13 protein-coding genes and 1 pseudogene are annotated in these 17,023 nt (G+C 69.4%); 6 read left to right on the top strand and 8 right to left on the bottom strand.

Annotation, left to right across the window (positions count from 1 at the left end; all coding sequences use genetic code 11):
- Window positions 1–61: 61 nt before the first annotated feature.
- From IEZ15_RS09795 to IEZ15_RS09775, 5 genes are read left to right on the top strand one after another with little or no spacing between them, the layout of a single operon-like run.
- On the top strand, window positions 62–1,735 hold the full coding sequence (locus IEZ15_RS09795; protein ID WP_189275870.1) for a glycerol-3-phosphate dehydrogenase/oxidase: 1,674 nt from the start codon (window positions 62–64) through the stop codon (window positions 1,733–1,735).
- Window positions 1,732–3,285 (top strand): FAD-binding oxidoreductase, encoded by a 1,554-nt coding sequence (locus tag IEZ15_RS09790; RefSeq protein WP_114247436.1) that lies wholly within the window; start codon window positions 1,732–1,734, stop codon window positions 3,283–3,285. The genes IEZ15_RS09795 and IEZ15_RS09790 overlap by 4 nt, the downstream gene beginning before the upstream one ends.
- A 43-nt stretch (window positions 3,286–3,328) precedes the next feature.
- Window positions 3,329–3,988, top strand: a complete 660-nt coding sequence (locus IEZ15_RS09785) for a glycerol-3-phosphate responsive antiterminator (RefSeq protein WP_189275868.1) — start codon at window positions 3,329–3,331, stop codon at window positions 3,986–3,988.
- 7 nt (window positions 3,989–3,995) lie between these two features.
- Complete coding sequence (locus IEZ15_RS09780) at window positions 3,996–4,298, top strand: putative quinol monooxygenase (RefSeq protein ID WP_189275866.1); 303 nt, start codon at window positions 3,996–3,998, stop codon at window positions 4,296–4,298.
- On the top strand, window positions 4,295–5,434 hold the full coding sequence (locus tag IEZ15_RS09775; protein WP_189275864.1) for a zinc-binding dehydrogenase: 1,140 nt from the start codon (window positions 4,295–4,297) through the stop codon (window positions 5,432–5,434). Before IEZ15_RS09780 ends, IEZ15_RS09775 begins: the two co-directional genes overlap by 4 nt.
- 88 nt (window positions 5,435–5,522) lie before the next feature.
- Here the strand turns inward: IEZ15_RS09775 and IEZ15_RS09770 are convergent, their stop codons facing one another.
- From IEZ15_RS09770 to IEZ15_RS09755, 4 genes and pseudogenes are all read right to left on the bottom strand, one after another.
- On the bottom strand, window positions 5,523–5,948 hold the full coding sequence (locus tag IEZ15_RS09770; protein WP_114247432.1) for a nuclear transport factor 2 family protein: 426 nt from the start codon (window positions 5,946–5,948) through the stop codon (window positions 5,523–5,525).
- Window positions 5,949–6,053: 105 nt separating this feature from the next.
- Window positions 6,054–6,577, bottom strand: a pseudogene (locus tag IEZ15_RS09765) (dihydrofolate reductase family protein).
- 19 nt (window positions 6,578–6,596) lie between these two features.
- Window positions 6,597–7,274, bottom strand: a complete 678-nt coding sequence (locus IEZ15_RS09760; protein ID WP_114247431.1) for a class I SAM-dependent methyltransferase — start codon at window positions 7,272–7,274, stop codon at window positions 6,597–6,599.
- 148 nt (window positions 7,275–7,422) lie between these two features.
- Window positions 7,423–7,938 carry a DinB family protein gene (locus tag IEZ15_RS09755; RefSeq protein WP_189275862.1) on the bottom strand — a complete coding sequence of 172 codons (516 nt, stop codon included), beginning with the start codon at window positions 7,936–7,938 and terminating at the stop codon, window positions 7,423–7,425.
- 232 nt (window positions 7,939–8,170) lie between these two features.
- Here IEZ15_RS09755 and IEZ15_RS09750 point away from each other — a divergent pair, with 232 nt between their 5' ends.
- Window positions 8,171–9,403 carry an MFS transporter gene (locus IEZ15_RS09750; RefSeq protein ID WP_189275860.1) on the top strand — a complete coding sequence of 411 codons (1,233 nt, stop codon included), beginning with the start codon at window positions 8,171–8,173 and terminating at the stop codon, window positions 9,401–9,403.
- Here IEZ15_RS09750 and IEZ15_RS09745 read toward each other — a convergent pair.
- The 4 genes from IEZ15_RS09745 to IEZ15_RS09730 all read right to left on the bottom strand — a co-directional run bounded on the left by IEZ15_RS09745 (window position 9,390) and on the right by IEZ15_RS09730 (window position 16,902).
- Complete coding sequence (locus IEZ15_RS09745; RefSeq protein WP_189275858.1) at window positions 9,390–10,118, bottom strand: DUF4097 family beta strand repeat-containing protein; 729 nt, start codon at window positions 10,116–10,118, stop codon at window positions 9,390–9,392. The two genes, IEZ15_RS09750 and IEZ15_RS09745, sit on opposite strands and share 14 nt — an antisense overlap.
- Before the next feature lie 251 nt (window positions 10,119–10,369).
- The gene (locus tag IEZ15_RS09740) at window positions 10,370–14,128 is read right to left on the bottom strand and encodes a S8 family peptidase (RefSeq protein WP_189275856.1); all 3,759 of its coding nucleotides are present in this window, start codon (window positions 14,126–14,128) and stop codon (window positions 10,370–10,372) included.
- Between the two features lie 105 nt (window positions 14,129–14,233).
- Window positions 14,234–15,385 (bottom strand): XdhC family protein, encoded by a 1,152-nt coding sequence (locus IEZ15_RS09735; RefSeq protein ID WP_189275854.1) that lies wholly within the window; start codon window positions 15,383–15,385, stop codon window positions 14,234–14,236.
- Between the two features lie 65 nt (window positions 15,386–15,450).
- On the bottom strand, window positions 15,451–16,902 hold the full coding sequence (locus IEZ15_RS09730; RefSeq protein ID WP_189275852.1) for an NCS2 family permease: 1,452 nt from the start codon (window positions 16,900–16,902) through the stop codon (window positions 15,451–15,453).
- Window positions 16,903–17,023: the final 121 nt, after the last annotated feature.

Below are 17,023 nucleotides of genomic sequence, written 5' to 3'. Positions count from 1 at the left end.
CGCACTGGCGCCCCGTACCCGACCACACCGGCGCCGCACCGAAACACCAGGAGTTGATGTTGTGATCACCATGCCCGCCCGGAAACCGCGGCGCAGCGCCGCGGCGGCCCGCCGAACGCCACTGCTGCTCGACCGGGCAGCCCTCAAGCGCCGGCTGGCCGACGACACGTACGACGTGCTCGTCATCGGCGGCGGCATCACCGGGGCGTACGCCGTGCTCGACGCGGCCTCCCGCGGGCTGCGCGCGGCGCTGATCGAGAAGGACGACTTCGCATCCGGCACGTCGTCGAAGTCGTCGAAGATGGTGCACGGCGGCCTGCGCTACATCGAGCAGGGCAACGTCAATCTGGTCCGCCACTCGCTCCTGGAGCGTCACCGCTTCCGCAAGAACGCCCCGCATCTGGTGCACCGGCTGCCGTTCCTCTTCCCGATCCTGGAGAAGGAGGGCATCTTCGACGCCCGCCTCGCCAAGGGCTTCGAGGGTCTGCTGTGGACGTACGACCTGGTCGGCGGCTGGCGGATCGGCAAGCTCCACCAGCGGCTCACCGTCCCCGAGGTCCTCGCGCAGGCGCCGACGCTGCGCGCCGAGAACCTCAAGGGCGGGCTGATGTACTTCGACGCCCGTACCGATGACGCCCGGCTCGTCCTCACCATCATCCGCACCGCCGCCGCGCTCGGCGCGACGGTCCTCAACGGTGCCAGGGCCGAGGGTCTGCTGATGCAGATGGGCAAGGTGGCCGGTGCCCGGGTCTCGGCGGACGGCGACACCATCGACATCCGTGCGCGGGCCGTCGTCAACGCCACTGGGGTGTGGACCGACGAACTCGACGCGAAGGCGGACGAGGGTCACAAGCCGCAGGTGCGGCCCGCCAAGGGCGTCCACATCGTGGTGCCGTGGGACAAGGTCCGGATCAACTGCACCGTCACCGTGCCGATTCCCGGCCGGGCCCGCCGCGCGACCTGCACCCGCTGGGGCAACAGTGTCGTGCTGGGCACGACGGACGAGGACTACCAGGGCTCCCCGGACGATGTGCACTGCACCCGTGAGGAGATGGACTTCCTGCTGGAGGGCGCCAACACCGCCTTCGAGGGGAAGCTCACCCCGGACGACGTGGTCGGTTCCATCGGCGGTCTTCGTCCGCTGGTCGGCGGCAAGGAGGGCGCGACACTCGACATGCGCCGCGACCATCACATCACCGTCGGCCGCACCGGCATGGTGACGGTGACCGGCGGCAAGCTCACCACCAGCCGGCACATGGGCGAACTCGTCATCGACAAGGTGATGACGGTCCTCGGCCGCAAGGGGAAGAGCCGCACCACCGACCTCCCGCTGCTCGGCGGCGCCGGTTACGACGCCGAGGCCGTCGCCGCATCCGGTGGCATCGCCGCCCATCTCGGCGAACGCTTCGGCACCGAGGCCCGGTTCGTCGGCGACCTGATCCAGGACGACCCTGCACTGGCCGAGCCAATCGTCGCGGGGCTCCCGTACACCAAGGCGGAGGTCGTGTACGCGGCCCGTGCCGAACTGGCCCGCTCGGTCGACGACGTGCTCTCCCGCCGGATGCGCGCCCGTCTGTTCGCCCGGGACGCCTCCGTCGACGCCGCCGAGGCCGTCGGCGCGATCCTCGGCCAGGAACTGAACCTCTCCCAGGCCGAGGCCGACCGCTCGGTCGACGAGTACCTCGCAGCCGTCCGCCACGAAAAGTCCGTACTCCTCGAAGGAGCAGCAGCATGATCAGCCGTCAGACCATCACCCACCCGTTCAACCGGGGCAACTACACGATCGGCGCCCCCAGCTTCGCCAAGTGGGCACAGAACACTCCGATCGGGGACGGCGAGGCCGCCCTCCAGACCGACCCGGTCGAGGTCCCCGAGGCCGTGGTCGAGGCGCTGCGCGAGGCCGCGCACGCGGTGCACACCTCCCGCGACGAGGTCGTCACCCGGACCCGTGACTGGTGGGCCGGCTCGATGATCGGCGAGACCGAGGGCCGTCCCGCGACGCCGAACGCCGTGATCGTCGAGGCGGCCGACGCCGACCAGGTCGCGGCCGTACTGCGGATCTGCCACGAGGCCGGCATCCCGGTCACCCCGTCCGCGGGCCGCTCCAATGTCACCGGTGCGGCGCTCCCCGTGTTCGGCGGCGTCGTCCTGGATGTCTGCGGGCTGAACCGGATCACCGGCTTCGACGCCGAATCGAACATCGTGGACGTCCAGGCCGGCATGTTCGGCGACCTCTTCGAGAAGCAGCTCCAGGAGGAGTACGGCGTCACCACCGGTCACTGGCCGTCCGCGTTCGCCGTCTCCACGGTCGGCGGCTGGATCGCCTGCCGCGGCGCCGGTCAGCTCTCCACCCGTTACGGCAAGATCGAGGACATGGTCGTCGGTGTGGATGTCGTGCACGCGGACGGTACGCGTGCCACGTACGGCGACTACGCCCGCGCCGCGGTCGGCCCGGACCTGCGCCAGCTGTTCGTCGGCTCCGAGGGCACCCTCGGCGTCATCGTCTCGGCGCGTCTGCGGGTCCACCCGCTGCCGGAGTACGCCAATGCGGTCGCGTTCGGCTTCAAGACCTTCGCACAGGGCCTGGACGCCTGCCGCAGGATCATGCAGCGCGGTGCGACCCCGGCCGTCCTGCGGCTGTACGACACCCTGGAGTCGGGCACCCACTTCGGCCACCCGGAGACCAACCTCCTGCTCGTCGCCGACGAGGGCGACCCGGCCATCGTCGACGCCTCGATCAAGGTGGCGAAGGAGGTCTGCGAGGAGTACGGCCCCGAGCTGGACAGCAAGGCGGTCTTCGAGCGCTGGCTGGACGAGCGGATGCTGGTCGGCAAGTCCGCCGACGGCTTCGAGCCCGGCCCCGGCTTCGTCGCCGACACCCTGGAGATGGCCGCGTCCTGGACCGACCTCCCGGTCATCTACGACGAGGTGGTCGACGCGATCCAGTCGGTGCCCGGCACCCTGGCCGCCTCGGCCCACCAGTCCCACGCGTACACCGACGGCGCCTGCGTCTACTTCTCACTGCGTGGCGACGTGGCGCCCGAGTCGCGCCGCGACTGGTACCGCTCGGTGTGGGACGCGGCCAACGCCGTACTCATCAAGCACGCGGCGGCGCTCAGCCACCACCACGGCTGCGGTCTGCTGCGCGGCCCCTACCTGGAGGAGTCCCTCGGGGCGGGCTTCGCGACGTTCGTCGCGGTGAAGAAGGCCCTGGACCCGGCCGGCATTCTCAACCCTGGCAAACTGGGCCTTCCCAGCCGATTCGGTACGTCACCGCTGAACTGACGTCAGCAGCCACGAACCCTCCTTCTCCAGGCAGGCCCTTGCCATGACCCCTTCCCAGTCCCGGTCCGGTGCCGCACTCGCCCCCCGGCTCGCCTCGGCGTTCGCCGAGGTGCCGGTCGTCGCGTCGGTCGTCGGCACCCAGCCGCTGCGGCAGTTCCTGACCGCGCCGGCGAAGGTGTGCATCCTCGCGTCGCTCGCGGTGGGGCAGCTGCCCCAGGTCGTGCCGGCGCTGGGCCGGGCGGGGAAGACCGTGTTCGTGAACGTGGACAGCAGCCCCGGTCTGGCTCAGGACCGGGGCGCGCTGGAGTTCATCAAGAACATGGGCGCGCACGGCGTGGTCAGCACCCGGCTCTCCCTCATAGAGAAGGGCCGCCCGCTCGGCCTGCTGACGATGATGAAGGTGTTCGTCACCGACCGGTCCAATCTTCGCCGCTCCACGGACGCCATCTCGCGCGGGGCACCGGACCTGGTCGAGATCATGCCCGCCCCGATCGTCGCCCGGATGAGCGCGCAGGCACAGCGCGCCATGTCCCCGTCGGTCGCCGCCGGCTTCGTGGAAACCGCCGCGGACGTGGCGCTCGCGCTGGCCCTCGGGTCGGCCGCGGCCGCCACGTCCGACCCCCGCCTCTGGCACCTGCGCCGGGACCAGTTGCCACCGGTCCCGCCGGCCGCCCTGAAGAGGCCCGCCGCACCCCAGGAGTAATCCCCCCATGACATATGTGGTCGTAGCCCGCTACCGCACCAAGGCCGGCGAGGAAAACACCGTCCTTCCCCTGCTCGACACGATGGCCGCCGCCTCCCGCGAGGAGCCGGGCAATCTCGCCTACCGGGTCCACCAGGGCGTCGAGGACCCGCAGGCGATCGTGCTGTACGAGGAGTACGCCTCCGAGGCCGACTTCACCGCGCACTGCGCAACCCCGCACTTCCAGGAGATCGTGCTCGGCAAGGTCGTCCCGCTGCTGGAGAGCCGCGACGTGCTGCGCTGCGCTCCGCGTGCACAGGTGCAGTCGTGAAAACCCGTGCGGTGGTCCTGCGCGGGATATCGACGGCCCGCCCCTACTCCAAAACCCGCCCGGTCGAGGTGGAGGAGCTGGAGCTGGGCGCCCCGCGCGAGGGCGAGGTGCTGGTCCGTATCGCGGCCGCCTCGCTCTGCCACTCGGACCTCTCGGTGGTCAACGGCGACCGGGTCCGCCCGCTGCCGATGGCCCTGGGTCACGAGGCGGTGGGCGTCGTCCAGGAGACCGGACCGGGCGTCGGCCGTGTCTCCCCCGGCGACCATGTGGCCCTCGTCTTCGTGCCCAGCTGCGGTTTCTGCGGCGACTGCGCGGCGGGCCGCCCGGCCCTGTGCGCGCAGGCAGCTGCGGCGAACGGCTCGGGCGCGCTGCTGCACGGCCCGTCGCTGCTGACCGACGCCTCCGGCAACCCGGTCCACCACCAGTTGGGTGTCTCCGCGTTCTCCGAACACGCGGTGCTGGCCCAGGAGTCGGTGGTACCGATCCCCAAGGACATCCCGTTCACGGTCGCTTCGATGTTCGGCTGCGCGGTCCTGACGGGCGCCGGTGCCGTCATCAACACGGCGGCCCTGCGCCCCGGCCAGTCGACGGTGGTCTACGGCCTGGGCGGCGTGGGCCTCTCCGCGGTCCTGGGCGCCCGCGCGGCAGGGGCGTATCCGATCATCGCGGTCGACCCGGTCCAGGAGAAACGCGACCTGGCCGTCCGGCTGGGTGCGACGCATACGTACGCCCCCGGCGACGCGATCGAGGCGGTCCGCGAACTCACTTCCGGTGGCGCCGAGTCGGCAATTGAGGCGGTAGGCAGCCCCAAGGTCATGGCTGAATGCCTGACGGTCGTGGCCCGGGGCGGCAGGGTCGTCTCGGTGGGCCTCCCCGCCCCCGACCGGGTGCTGGAGGTCCCGGCCCTGGCGTTCGCGGGCGAGGGCAAGTCCCTGCTGGGCTCGTACATGGGCGACGCGGTCCCGCGCCGTGACATTCCCAGGTTCCTGGACCTGTGGCGGGCGGGCCTGATGCCGGTGGAGCAGATGCACACGGGCACGCTTCCGCTGGCCGACATCAACGCGGCGATGGAGGAGCTGGCTTCGGGCCGGGCGATCCGCCAGGTCATCGACACGTCGGGGATGCTGAACGCCTGACGCGTCGCCCGGAATCCGTTGACGGCGCCCCTGCGGGCTGCAGGGGCGCCGTCAGCAGCCGCCCAGGCATCCGGGGACATGTGACATGTCATTCGGGCCGCTCGTTCGCGTCATTCGCACCGGTCGGCGCGCGCCGTACGGCGACCTTGCGACGGTTGATGCGCCACCCGTTCTCACCGCGCACGATCACGTCCTCGTACATCACACTTCCGCTCGTACCGTCCGCCTTGATGCCGATCCCCTTGGACCGGGCACGCACCTGATCGTCACCGACCTCGGTGAGGACGACATTGGTGACGTGGTGACTGACGGGGCCGCGTTGCCCCATCGCCCTGGCCGTGTCCCGGAAGGCCTCCAGCCCGTGCATCGATCCGTGGCCCAGGTCAGAGGCGTCGTAGACGACGTCGGCGGTGAACAGCTCGTCCAGTCGGTCGAGTTCACCGTCATCGATCAGATGCCAGTGCAGGGCGATCAGTTCATGGATGGCCAGGCGGTCCTCGACTCCGAGCGTCATCGCCGGTCCTTTCGTGAGATCTCGCGACGGTTCGGCAGTTATACGGGGAGGGCTCCCCGTATGGCCCGGCAATGCAGCGGTCTTGCCACCGTGGGCTCGAGGAGTTCATCCCGGTGGAGCAGCCGCCGGGCGATCGTAGCGGAGGAGCACGACCCCGTTGCCGAAGGTGCGGGTCTCGGCCAGTTGGAGATCCGTCCGGGCATCCGAGGTCGGGAACAGGGGCTTACCTCGTCCGATGAGGACCGGATGGACATGGATGGACATGGATGCGGTACTCGTCGATCAGGTCGTGCCGCATGAAGGACGCGGCGAGATCGGCGCCGCCGAGCGACAGATCTCCGCCGGGCCGGGCCTTGAGAGCCGTGATCTCGTCGACGTCGACCTCCCTCATGAGGGTGGTGTTCCAGTCGGCCCGCTCCAGGGTCCGGGAGAACACGACCTCGGGCATGTCCCGCCAGATGGCGGCAAACTCCTCCATGGGACCGGTACTTGAGGGGTCGGAGTCGGCGGTCGGCCGGAGCTCAGCCATGAGCTGATATGTCACACGCCCGTCCAGAAAGCCACCCACGGTCGGGTCCCTCGACGAAGCCGTCGAGGGACATCGACATCATCAGGATGATCTTTCTCATCGCAGCCCTCTCTCATTTCTCATCGCAGCCCTCTCTCACCGGAGCCGTCGCGCCATACGAGTGTGTAGCGCCAGAACAGTCGACGCCTGAGCCGCACGCCCGGCAGCACCTGACGCGCTTCGCGAACGATGTCGGAGAAGGTCATCTCCGCCGGCCGGGTCCTGGCGGTCATCGAGTCGGGGCGCGGCGCCCTGCGCCCCTTGTTCTTGATCAGGGCCATGGCGGCATTCAGCGGAATGGAGGCGAGACTCAGCAGGTGATCCCCGAGGGTTTCCTCGCGGGAGAGGCCGACCACCACCAGGGTTCCGCCGGGCGCCAGATGCTCGCGGAAGCGGGTGAGAGCTTCGGTGAACGGCAGATGGTGGACGGTGGCGACGCAGGTGATCACGTCGTACGGGCCGGGCGGCATCCCGGCGGGCGCGTCCGCGACGGTGAAGGTCACCGGAGCGGCCGGGACGGTCGGTTCACCGGCCCTCGCCACGATGTCCGGGTCCGAGTCGATTCCGTGCACCGTCTTCACCCGTGTCGCCAGGAGCCGGGCCAGTTCTCCGCTGCCGGAGCCGACGTCCAGGGCGCTGTCGCATCCGCTGGGGAGCTGCCGCAGAATCCACCGGTGGTAGTGGGCGTTGTGGTCCCAGGGGTGGGCGGCATGGAAGCGGTCGAGGGCATGGAAGACTCGGTGCAGCAGCTTCGTCATGCATTGATTCCATCAGACCGGTACTCCGACCGATTGGCGTCCGGGCCAACAGAGGGGGACTCGGTGTGAGAGTCGGTACGGCCCGAGCAGCCGCGGGCAGCCGCTGCCGACATCATCGGATGAGGCGGACGAGGCGACGGGAGCCGGGTCAGTAGTAGCCCTTCTCGCCGTCCAGGATCTCCCTGATGGCGTCCAGATGGCCCGCGTGCCGGGCAGTCTCCTCGATCATGTGGAACGTGATCCAGCGCACGCTCGCGGCCGAGGCGTCGAAGTCCGGGTGCCGACCCACGTCGTCGAGCGACTTCGCCGCAACGATCTCGTTCGAGACCGCGATCTGCCGGTCGTAGCTGTCGAGGAGCTCTGCGAGCGGGACGCCTTCGACCCTCATGTCGCCGTCCTCGGGCCCGTCGAACCTGGGCCCCACGGCGGGGCGGCCCAGCAGGACGACCTCGTACCAGAGGTGCTCGACCCATCGAAGGTGTGACATGACACCCGCCACCGTCATATGGGGCGAGGTCGGCAGAACGGACCGATGGGCGTCGGTCTCGGAAAGCCCTTCGCACTTCCAGCGGGCGACCGCTCGTTGCATGTCGAGCCAGCCGACGAGCTGAGTTCGCTCGTCCGCGTCGTAGGCAGGGCGATTACGTGAAGGGGAGGGCGACATGGGCGCCGAGGCTACTCGATGCGCTGTCACACCTCACAGCAATTTTTGACCGATGCGGCCCTGAATCGACCCTCCACAACACGCTTCCCACCCTGATAAGTTGGCCGACATGTTCCTCTCCCGTGCGTAGGACCCCGTACTGACCGCACCCCGTCCCGCCGGGTGCGGCACTTCGGTGTCCCCGCATGCCCGCAGCGCCGCATGCCGCGCTGCCCTCACGAGGAACGTCCTCATGCTTTCGCCGTCACCCGCGCCCGCGCACGCCCCTTCGTACGCCACCGTCCTGCGTACCCCTCACGCCTCCCGCACCTTCGGTGCCGCTCTGTTGGGGCGGCTCTCGTACGGGATGGTCTCCCTCTCCCTGATGCTGGCGGTGAAGGACGCCACCGGCTCGTACTCCGTCGCGGGCGCCGTCATGGCTCTGTTCGGGGCGACCAGTGTCTTCCTCTCCCCCGCCCGTGCCACGCTGATCGACCGGTACGGGCCGCGGCGGGCACTGCCACCGATGGCCGGTGTCTACGCCGCGCTGCTCGCCGCCCTGGCCTACGTGACCTGGCGGCCGGGGGCTTCCTCGTTCCTGCTGGGGGCGCTTGCCGTGACGGCAGGCGCCTGCACCCCGCCGCTTGGACCGGTGATGCGGACCCTGTGGAGCAGCCTCGTTCCCGACCGTGAGCTGTTGCAGCGCGCGTACAGCCTGGACGGTGTCGCCGAGGAACTGCTGTTCGTCACCGGGCCTTTGCTCGTGGGTCTGGTCATGAGGTTCACCGTCCCCGCAGCAGGTGTCGCGATCAGTGCCGCACTCGTGCTGGTGGGCGCGTCGGCATTGGTGTCCTCACCCGCGGTGCGCGGTATCGGCGCGCCACCGCCGACGGAGAAGACCGCTGCGTCACAGGACACGCCTCGCAGACAGCGGTTGCTCGGCATCGTCGGATTGCGGCACGCCGCGATCGCGGCAGCCGCCGTGGGGCTGTGTCTGGGGGCGCTGGATCTGCTGGTGGTGGCGTTCACCGAGCAGCATCACCGGGGCACGGCGGTGGCGTGGGTGCTGGCCGCACTCTCCGCCGGAAGCGCGGTCGGTGGGCTCGCCTACGGTGCCGTCTCATGGCGTACGCCGAACCGGGTGCGGCTGCCGGTGCCGGCCGCCGGTCTCGGTGTGGCGATGGTCGTGGCCGGGATGTCGCCCAATGTGTACGTACTGGTCGCGATGGTCACAGCCGCCGGGGTTTTCGTCGCCCCGGCGTTGACCACCGCGTATCTCGTCGCGGACGAGTCCGTGGGCGCGGACAGCCGCACACAGGCGGGTGCATGGGTCAATACCGCGGTCAATGCCGGGTCCTCGGCGGGCACCGCGGCAGTGGGTCTGCTGGTGGACCGACTGCCGCCGGCTGTCTGCTTCGCGGTCGCGGCAGTCCCTGCGCTGCTGTGTGCGGCTGCGGTGGCGCGCGGCGCGATCAGCCGTTCCTGACCGTGATGGAACCGTTGGTGGTGGCCAGATCGATCTTGTGGTCGCCTGCCGGGTCGTTGGCGATGCCGATGTCCTTGTGACCGTGGTGAGTACTGGCGACGACCGCGTACCGGCCCGTCGGCGCAGTGATGACGATGGCCCCGTTGGATGTCCTGGCCCGGACATCCTGCGGGTTCACCGGGGTCAGTTCGATCCGGCCGTTGGAGGTCCTGGCCCGGACGGGACCGGCCAGTCCATGCCTCTCGATCCGGCCGTTGGAGGTGTGCACATCGGCCGGGCCGGTCACTCCGTCCAGCTCGATCCGTCCGGAGTGCGTGGTCACGTTCACCGGCCCCACTCGGGCCAGGACCACGGATCCGGACGACGTCCGGCCGGAGACCGGGAGGCCCTCGGGCACCTCGACGGTGTAGGACACCGAGCACCGGCTGCCGCAGCCGCTCAGCACCAGGACGCCGTTCTCGACCCGGTGCGACGCGCCTTCGGGCTTGTCCCCCCGGTAGCGGACCGAGCGCTGCAGGGACACGTCGGCGGTTTTCGCCACGCCCCGCAGATTCACCCGGCCGGAGCCGAGATCCAGCCGGACGGAGGTGATCTTCTGCGACACATGGGCGTCGTCCTCGAAGGTGTTCCAGTCGATCAGGCCGCATGCGCCGAACCCGATCAGACCGCTTCCCCCCATCGTTGCCGTCATGAACGCCCTGAGCCGGTGACGCATGAATCTCCCCCTGGATCCCGATCGGCCTGGTCTCCGGCCCGCTCGGGGCCGGTGCTCGGCGCAGGCTATCCAGGCGCGTCCGGGGCGGCCATGGGGCAAGCCCCCGGCTCAGATGGGAGAAACCCCGTCGGTGCACGTCATGGTGATGGTCCGTCACTTCCACTTCGGGGAACCGTGCCAGTCGACTAGAGAGGCGGCCGCACACCCCCGCTCGGGGGTGTGCGGCCGCCTCAAGCGCGGTCCTCAGAAGGTCACTTCAGGCCGAACGCCCGAATGATCTCCTGATCGATGCCGAGCCCGTCCCCGGCCTCGGAGTGCGCCTTGATCGAGACGAAGCCGCCGGCCTTCTCGGGGGTCTTGAACCGAGCGGTCCAGTTGCCCTCGGAAGTCTTGCGCAGCTCCACGGCGTTCCAGCTCTTGCCTTCGTCGTAGCTGACCGACAGCGACGCCTTCTTCGCCTTCACGGCACCGTCCATCCACTCCTGCGTACCGGAGGTGAGACCGATCTCGGTCCACCGGCCGGCCTCGACGTCACCGGCAAGGTCGGTGTCGACCCTGTAGTCCAGCTGCAGCAACGGCAAGTCGGCCTGGAAGGGACCGTTCTCGTCCATGGCACCCGAGACGAAGTTCCACTCGGTGTGCGTACGGGTGGAGGTCTTCCACACGTCGCCGTCCCGGGTGGCGTCGAGCACGAAGCGATACGGCAGCTTCTCGGCGGACACGTCCCAGGCGAAGCCTGCCCGGCCCTTGACCTTCTTGATCAGCGTGTCGCCCTGGTAGAAGGCGGTGCTGGTGGTGTCGTACTCGTCCTCCGGCATGGCGCCCGAGTGGCCCGCGCCCGAGTCGGTCCACGGAGTGAAGTTGAACTGGATATCGTTGTAGACGGAGCGGAACGGACCCCAGTAGCCGGTGCCCAGACGCGGGCGGGAGATCGGCGCGAACCACTCTGCGGAGTAGGTGCGGCCCGCCTTGTAGTCCAGGTCGCCGCTGCGCATCTCGTGCGCGAATCCCGTCTCGGCGGAGTTGAGGACCGAGTGGTTCTCGTACCAGAAGGAGGCGCCCGGAAGCGGGTTGACCCACTCCTCGCGGGTGCCGGGGAACTTCTCGTACTCCTCGAAGCCGAGACCCGGGCCGTAGTCCGGGATGTCGTAGCGGAAGCCACCGCCGAGCACGTCCTTGTGACCGTAGAAGGTGTTCTCCACCTTCGCCAGCTGACCGGTCGACGGAGCGAACGCCAGCGAGCGGTCCGGGACTACGCCGTCGTGGCGGTCGACAAGGTCGTACACGTAGCGGGCGAAACGATGCTGATCGATCGTCAGCTTCGCACCGCGCTGGACGGACTTGATCAGGTCCTCGCCCGCCAGGCGCTGGACCGAGGCGACCGGGATGGTGCCCTTGGTCCCATAGGGGGTGTAGCTCTCCATCAGGACGCCGTCGCCGTCGTTGACGACGAACAGTGCCCCGGCGCCCGCGGCCACCGCGTTGGCGAGCCGGTCGGCGGGAGCGACCGAGTCGCTGCTGCGGATGACTACGGCCTTGCCCTTGACGTTCAGACCCTCGTAGTCGGCCACGGCGCCGTTGCCCGCGAAGACGCCGGCCAGCTTCTTCTCGCCGCTCTCGGCGATGGCCGCACCACCCTGCGGGAAGACCGGCACATCACGGCCCTCGGCCGACACGTCCAGCTGCTTCTCGCCCTGCCGCCAGCGGGTCAGGAAGGAGAAACTGCCCTGTGTGACCTTCTTGGTGGGGCTGGCCCACAGCTGGTCGTAGGTCAACGGGATCTGGTACGCGTCGCGCTGGACTGTGCCGTCCGGTGCGGTACGTGCCATGTCATATCGCAGCTGTCGGGTCTCGGTCTCCTTCGGCGTCCGCACGCTGACCTTGCGGGCCTTGGACGCGTCGAGGGTGACCGTGGCCGCCTTGTCGAGGATCGTCTCGGGGGCGGCGAGGAAAGCCACGGCCTTCGAGTCGGGGCGGTCACCGGCGATGTCGACAGAACTCCAGGCGGTGTAGTTGCCCGGCGGCAGCCGCAGTGTGGTCTCGCCCGACACCTGGACGATGCCCAGGTTCGGGTCGCCGAGCGCGCCGAGGACGACCAGGCCGTCCATCGGCTTGCCGTCGCGGTCGCGGAGCCTGAGCGTCAGGTCGTACAGCTCCTGCTCCTTGTTCAGGGCGAAGCCGGTGTGCGCGACGACGGTGCCCGCCGCGTCCTTGGCGATGACCTGACCGGAGAACCGGGTGTCGTTCGCGACCTTCGACGGATCCAGCGAGAGCACGGCATCGGCGGTGGAACCGGCCGGGACGGTCAGCTGCTTCGTCGACAGGGTGTAGGCATCGGCGTCCGTGTCCGTGGCCAGGTCGAGGGTGACATCCTTCGTACCGGTGTTGCGGTACGTGATGGTCCGCTGGGCGACCGGATCGGACGCGGAGTGCGGCCAGTCGTAGGAGGCGACGGCGACGGAGCCGGTGGCCTCGATGGTGGTGTCGACCGCGGCCTTCACATCGAGCCGACCGGTGCCCTGCTCATACGGGGTGTACGCGTCGAGCTTCTTCGACGAGCTCATCAGCGCGTCCTTGATCCGCCCGCCGGACCAGTCCGGGTGACGCTGTTTCAGGATGGCTGCGGCGCCCGCGACATGCGGGGTCGCCATCGATGTACCGGACATCGTCCGGTACATCCCGCTGACGCCCGGGACCGCCTGCGAGGCGGCAGCGTTGATGTCCACACCCGGTGCGGACAGGTCGGGCTTCAGGCCGTAGGACCTGACGAGCGGGCCCATCGAGGAGAAGCCCGCGCGGTTGTCCTGCTTGTCGACGGCGGCGACGGTGAGCGCCTTCTCCGCCGAACCGGGCGAGCCGATGGTGCCCGCGCCGTACGCGTTGCCCGCGGCGATCACGAACAGCGGCCCGCCGTCGGCGGAGAGCGCGTCGACGGCCTGGGACATCGGGTCGGAGCCGTCGTCCGGGATGCTGGAGCCGAGGCTCATGGAGACGACGTCGGCGCCTTCGGCCTTCGCCCACTCCATGGCTTCGATGATCCCGGAGTCCGCGCCGGAGCCCTCGTTGCTGAGCACCTTTCCGATGATCAGGTCGGCGCCCGGGGCGACGCCCTTGTTGACGCCCTCCGAGGCGGCGCCGGAGCCCGCGATCGTGGAGGCGACGTGCGTGCCGTGGCCGTGCTTGTCGAGGACCTCCTCGCCCGGCACGAAGCTCTTGGTTTCGAGAATGCGGTCCTTGACGTCCGGGTGGGTCGCGTCGATACCGGTGTCCAGGACGGCGACCGTGGAGCCCTTGCCGTCGTAGCCCTCGGCCCATGCCTGAGGGGCGTTGACCTGCGGCACGGAGTCCTTGAGCGCGGCCTCCACCCGGCCGTCGAGCCAGAGCTTGGCGATGCCGTTGTCCAGCGAACGGGCCGTGGAGGTAGGGGCGATGTCGTTCCAGAAGGCCCTGGTGGTGTCCTTCTCGGCCTTCAACGCGGCGCCGTGGATGCTCTCCAGAGTGCGGGTCTTCTCAGCACCACGAGGGGCGGCGGGCAGTGAACGGCCCTGGCTCGCCGAGTAGGTGGCGATCAGCGGAATGCCGCCCGACTTCCTGTCGTCGTACCCCATCTTGGCCAGAGCCGAGACATTGAACAGCCGACGGTCCAACTTGCCTGCCGCGATAAGGGAGTTGGCCTCGTCGGGCAGTACGTACAGATCATCGCCGGCCTGTTGGACATGCACGCCGCCGACCGCTCCGTCGGGGCGGTCCACGGTGACGGTGTCCTGCTTGCCGACACCGTCCGAGTAGTGCACGACATCGCCCGTGAGCAGGGTGATGTCGTACTCCTTGACCGGGGCGGCGGCCTGGCGGTCGAGGGGCCTGGACTGACCTGCGGCGGCGGAAGCGGAGCCCGCTGCGGGCAACAGTGCGCCACTCACCAGGGCGACCGAAGTCGCTATGAGCAGAGCCCTGCGTCCCGCACGAGCGGACCTCGCCCGGCCGGAAGCGGAGGAAGGTGTGAATGTCATGCAGCAGATCTAAAGGCAAAACCGAAGCTACGGTTGAGTTCACACCTGGCGTGAAACCGCCGTGGCGGCAACCCGCCCACGGACAATCATGGTTCACGGGACGGTTCAGGCCACGGACGTGATCAATCCCGTCGATGTCCGGCCGTCCTCGTGGTGGATCGGGGTGTGTGCGCCCTTGAGCGGTACGCCGCTGCCGCCGCGCCGGTCGGCGACGATTTCGGCGGCGATCGACAGCGCGGTCTCCTCAGGGGTACGGGCGCCGAGGTCGAGGCCGATCGGCGAGTGCAGCCTGGCCAGTTCCAGCTCCGTGACGCCGACGTCACGCAGCCGGTCGTTGCGCTCCAGATGGGTACGGCGCGAGCCCATCGCTCCGACGTACGCCACCGGCAGCCTCAACGCCAGTTCCAGCAAAGGAACATCGAACTTGGCGTCGTGGGTGAGGACGCACAGGACGGTGCGCGCGTCGACATCGGTCGTCGCGAGATAGCGGTGCGGCCAGTCGACGACCAGCTCGTCGGCCTCTGGAAAGCGGGCCTTCGTGGCGAAGACGGGGCGAGCGTCGCACAATGTGACGTGGTACCCGAGGAACTTTCCTGCCCGGACCAGCGCCGAGGCGAAGTCGATGGCCCCGAAGACGATCATCCGGGGCGGCGGGACGCTCGATTCGACGAGCAGGGTGAGCGGTTGCCCGCAGCGCGAGCCCTCGGCGCCGATGGTGACGGAGCCGGTGCGGCCCGCGTCCAGCATCGCGCGGGCGTCGGCCGCAGCGGTGCGGTCCAGCTCCGGGTGTCCGCCGAACCCGCCCTCGTACGAGCCGTCGGGGTGGACGAGCAGGGGGTGGCCGAGGAGTTCCGCGGGCCCGTCGGTGATCCTGGCGACCGTCGCCGCCCGACCCCGTGCGGCGGCGGCGAGCGCGGCGGCGAACACCGCCCGTGCGGGGTCGTCCGCACGGACCGGTGTCACCAGGATGTCGATGACGCCGCCGCAGGTCAGTCCGACCGCGAAAGCGTCCTCGTCGCTGTAGCCGAACCGTTCACGCACTGTGATGCCGTCGTCCAGTGCCTGCCCGCACAGTTCGTACACCGCGCCCTCCACACACCCGCCGGAGACTGATCCGATCGCCGTGCCGTCGCGGTCGACGGCGAGGGCGGCTCCCGGCTGCCGGGGCGCGCTGCCGCCGACCGCCACAACAGTGGCCACGGCGAAGTCGCGTCCCTGCTCGACCCACCGGTTGAGCTCTTCGGCGATGTCCAGCACGGCGTTTCTCCTTCTACAGGTGTGCGGAGGGGCGGAGGGGCGGACGAGCCTTGTGCGGGCCGGTCCTACTTGGCGCCGATCCAGCTCTCGATCGGGCTGAGCGCGAAGTACACGACGAACACGCCGGTCAGCACCCACATGAAGGCACCGACCTCACGGAACTTGCCCTGCGCCGCCTTGATCGCGGCGAAGGAGATCACTCCGGCGCCCACTCCGGCGGTGATGGAGTACGTGAACGGCATCAGAGCCACGGTCAGGAAGACCGGCACCGCGACGGAGCGGTCGCTCCAGTCGACATGGCGGGCGTTCTGCATCATCATCGCGCCGATGACGACCAGCGCGGCGGCGGCGATCGGCCCCGGCACGATCTGGGCGAGCGGGGTGAAGAACAGTCCGGCGGCGAAGAGCACACCGGTGACGATGGAGGACAGACCCGTGCGGGCCCCCTCGCCGACGCCGGTCGCCGACTCGATGAAGACGGTCTGGCCGGAGGCTCCGGAGACACCGCCGATCGCCCCGCCCGCGCCGTCGATGAACAGCGCCTTGGACAGGCCCGGCATCCGGCCCTTGCTGTCGGCGAGCCCGGCCTCCGTACCGACGCCGATGATGGTCGCCATCGCGTCGAAGAAGCCGGCCAGCACCAGGGTGAAGACGATCACGCCGACGGTCATCACGCCGATGTCGCCCCAGCCGCCGAACTCGACATGGCCGAAGAGCCCGAAGTCCGGCATGGAGACAGCGCTGCCTTGCAGTTCGGGTGCGCTGCCGCCCCATGCCTCGGGGCCGATGTCACCGACAGCGTTGACGACGACGGCGAGGATCGTGCCGACCACAATCCCGATCAGGATCGCGCCGGGCACATTACGGGCCTGGAGCATGAAGATGAGCAGCAGGGTGACGCAGAAGAGCAGTACGGGCCAGCCGGAGAGCTGCCCGCCCACGCCGAGCGTGACCGGGGCGCCCTTGCCCACGAAGCCGGCGTTGACCAGGCCGATCAGCGCGATGAACAGGCCGATGCCGATGGTGATGCCGTGCTTCAGGGCCAGGGGTATCGCGTTCATGATGATCTCGCGCAGCCCGGTGACGACCAGCAGCACGATCACCGCGCCGTACATCACACACATGCCCATGGCCTGCGGCCAGGTCATATGGGGTGCCACCTGAGTGGCGAGCACGCCGGAGACGGAGAGCCCCGCGGCGAGCGCGAGCGGCACCTTGCCGATGAAACCCATCAGCAGGGTGGAGACGGCTGCGGCGAGCGCGGTCGCCGTGATCAGCCCGGCGTGGCTGAGGCGGTGGCCCGCCGCGTCCGGGCCGGACAGCAGGAGCGGGTTGAGCAGAAGGATGTAACACATCGCCATGAAGGTGGTGATGCCGCCGCGCACTTCGCGTGCGACGGTGGAGCCACGGTCGGAGATGTGGAAGTACCGGTCGAGCCAGGATCTTCCGGCGGGGACGCGCGAGCCCGGGCCCGCATCCTCCGCACTGGTCCTGGGCTCCACTGACTGCTGGGTCATGATGCCTGACTCCCAAGGTTCACAGGGGCACCCGCGATGAAGAATCGATATGCGGGATTTGGGATGACTGCGCTGGCGGCACGACCCGGGGGACGGCCCGAGACGAACTGTTCATGCAGAG

The sequence above is a fragment of the Streptomyces atratus genome (assembly GCF_014648655.1).
Taxonomy (GTDB): Bacteria; Actinomycetota; Actinomycetes; order Streptomycetales; family Streptomycetaceae; genus Streptomyces; species Streptomyces atratus.
This window is presented reverse-complemented; position numbering and strand designations above follow the sequence as displayed.

What these genes read in the sequence shown, in the direction of transcription:
- IEZ15_RS09790 (WP_114247436.1), top strand. Translation starts at nt 1,732, where the DNA reads ATGATCAGCCGTCAGACCATCACCCACCCGTTCAACCGGGGCAACTAC.
- IEZ15_RS09785 (WP_189275868.1), top strand. Translation starts at nt 3,329, where the DNA reads ATGACCCCTTCCCAGTCCCGGTCCGGTGCCGCACTCGCCCCCCGGCTC.
- IEZ15_RS09780 (WP_189275866.1), top strand. Translation starts at nt 3,996, where the DNA reads ATGACATATGTGGTCGTAGCCCGCTACCGCACCAAGGCCGGCGAGGAA.
- IEZ15_RS09770 (WP_114247432.1), bottom strand. Translation starts at nt 5,948, where the DNA reads ATGACGCTCGGAGTCGAGGACCGCCTGGCCATCCATGAACTGATCGCC.
- IEZ15_RS09760 (WP_114247431.1), bottom strand. Translation starts at nt 7,274, where the DNA reads ATGACGAAGCTGCTGCACCGAGTCTTCCATGCCCTCGACCGCTTCCAT.
- IEZ15_RS09755 (WP_189275862.1), bottom strand. Translation starts at nt 7,938, where the DNA reads ATGTCGCCCTCCCCTTCACGTAATCGCCCTGCCTACGACGCGGACGAG.
- IEZ15_RS09750 (WP_189275860.1), top strand. Translation starts at nt 8,171, where the DNA reads ATGCTTTCGCCGTCACCCGCGCCCGCGCACGCCCCTTCGTACGCCACC.
- IEZ15_RS09745 (WP_189275858.1), bottom strand. Translation starts at nt 10,118, where the DNA reads ATGCGTCACCGGCTCAGGGCGTTCATGACGGCAACGATGGGGGGAAGC.
- IEZ15_RS09740 (WP_189275856.1), bottom strand. Translation starts at nt 14,128, where the DNA reads ATGACATTCACACCTTCCTCCGCTTCCGGCCGGGCGAGGTCCGCTCGT.
- IEZ15_RS09730 (WP_189275852.1), bottom strand. Translation starts at nt 16,902, where the DNA reads ATGACCCAGCAGTCAGTGGAGCCCAGGACCAGTGCGGAGGATGCGGGC.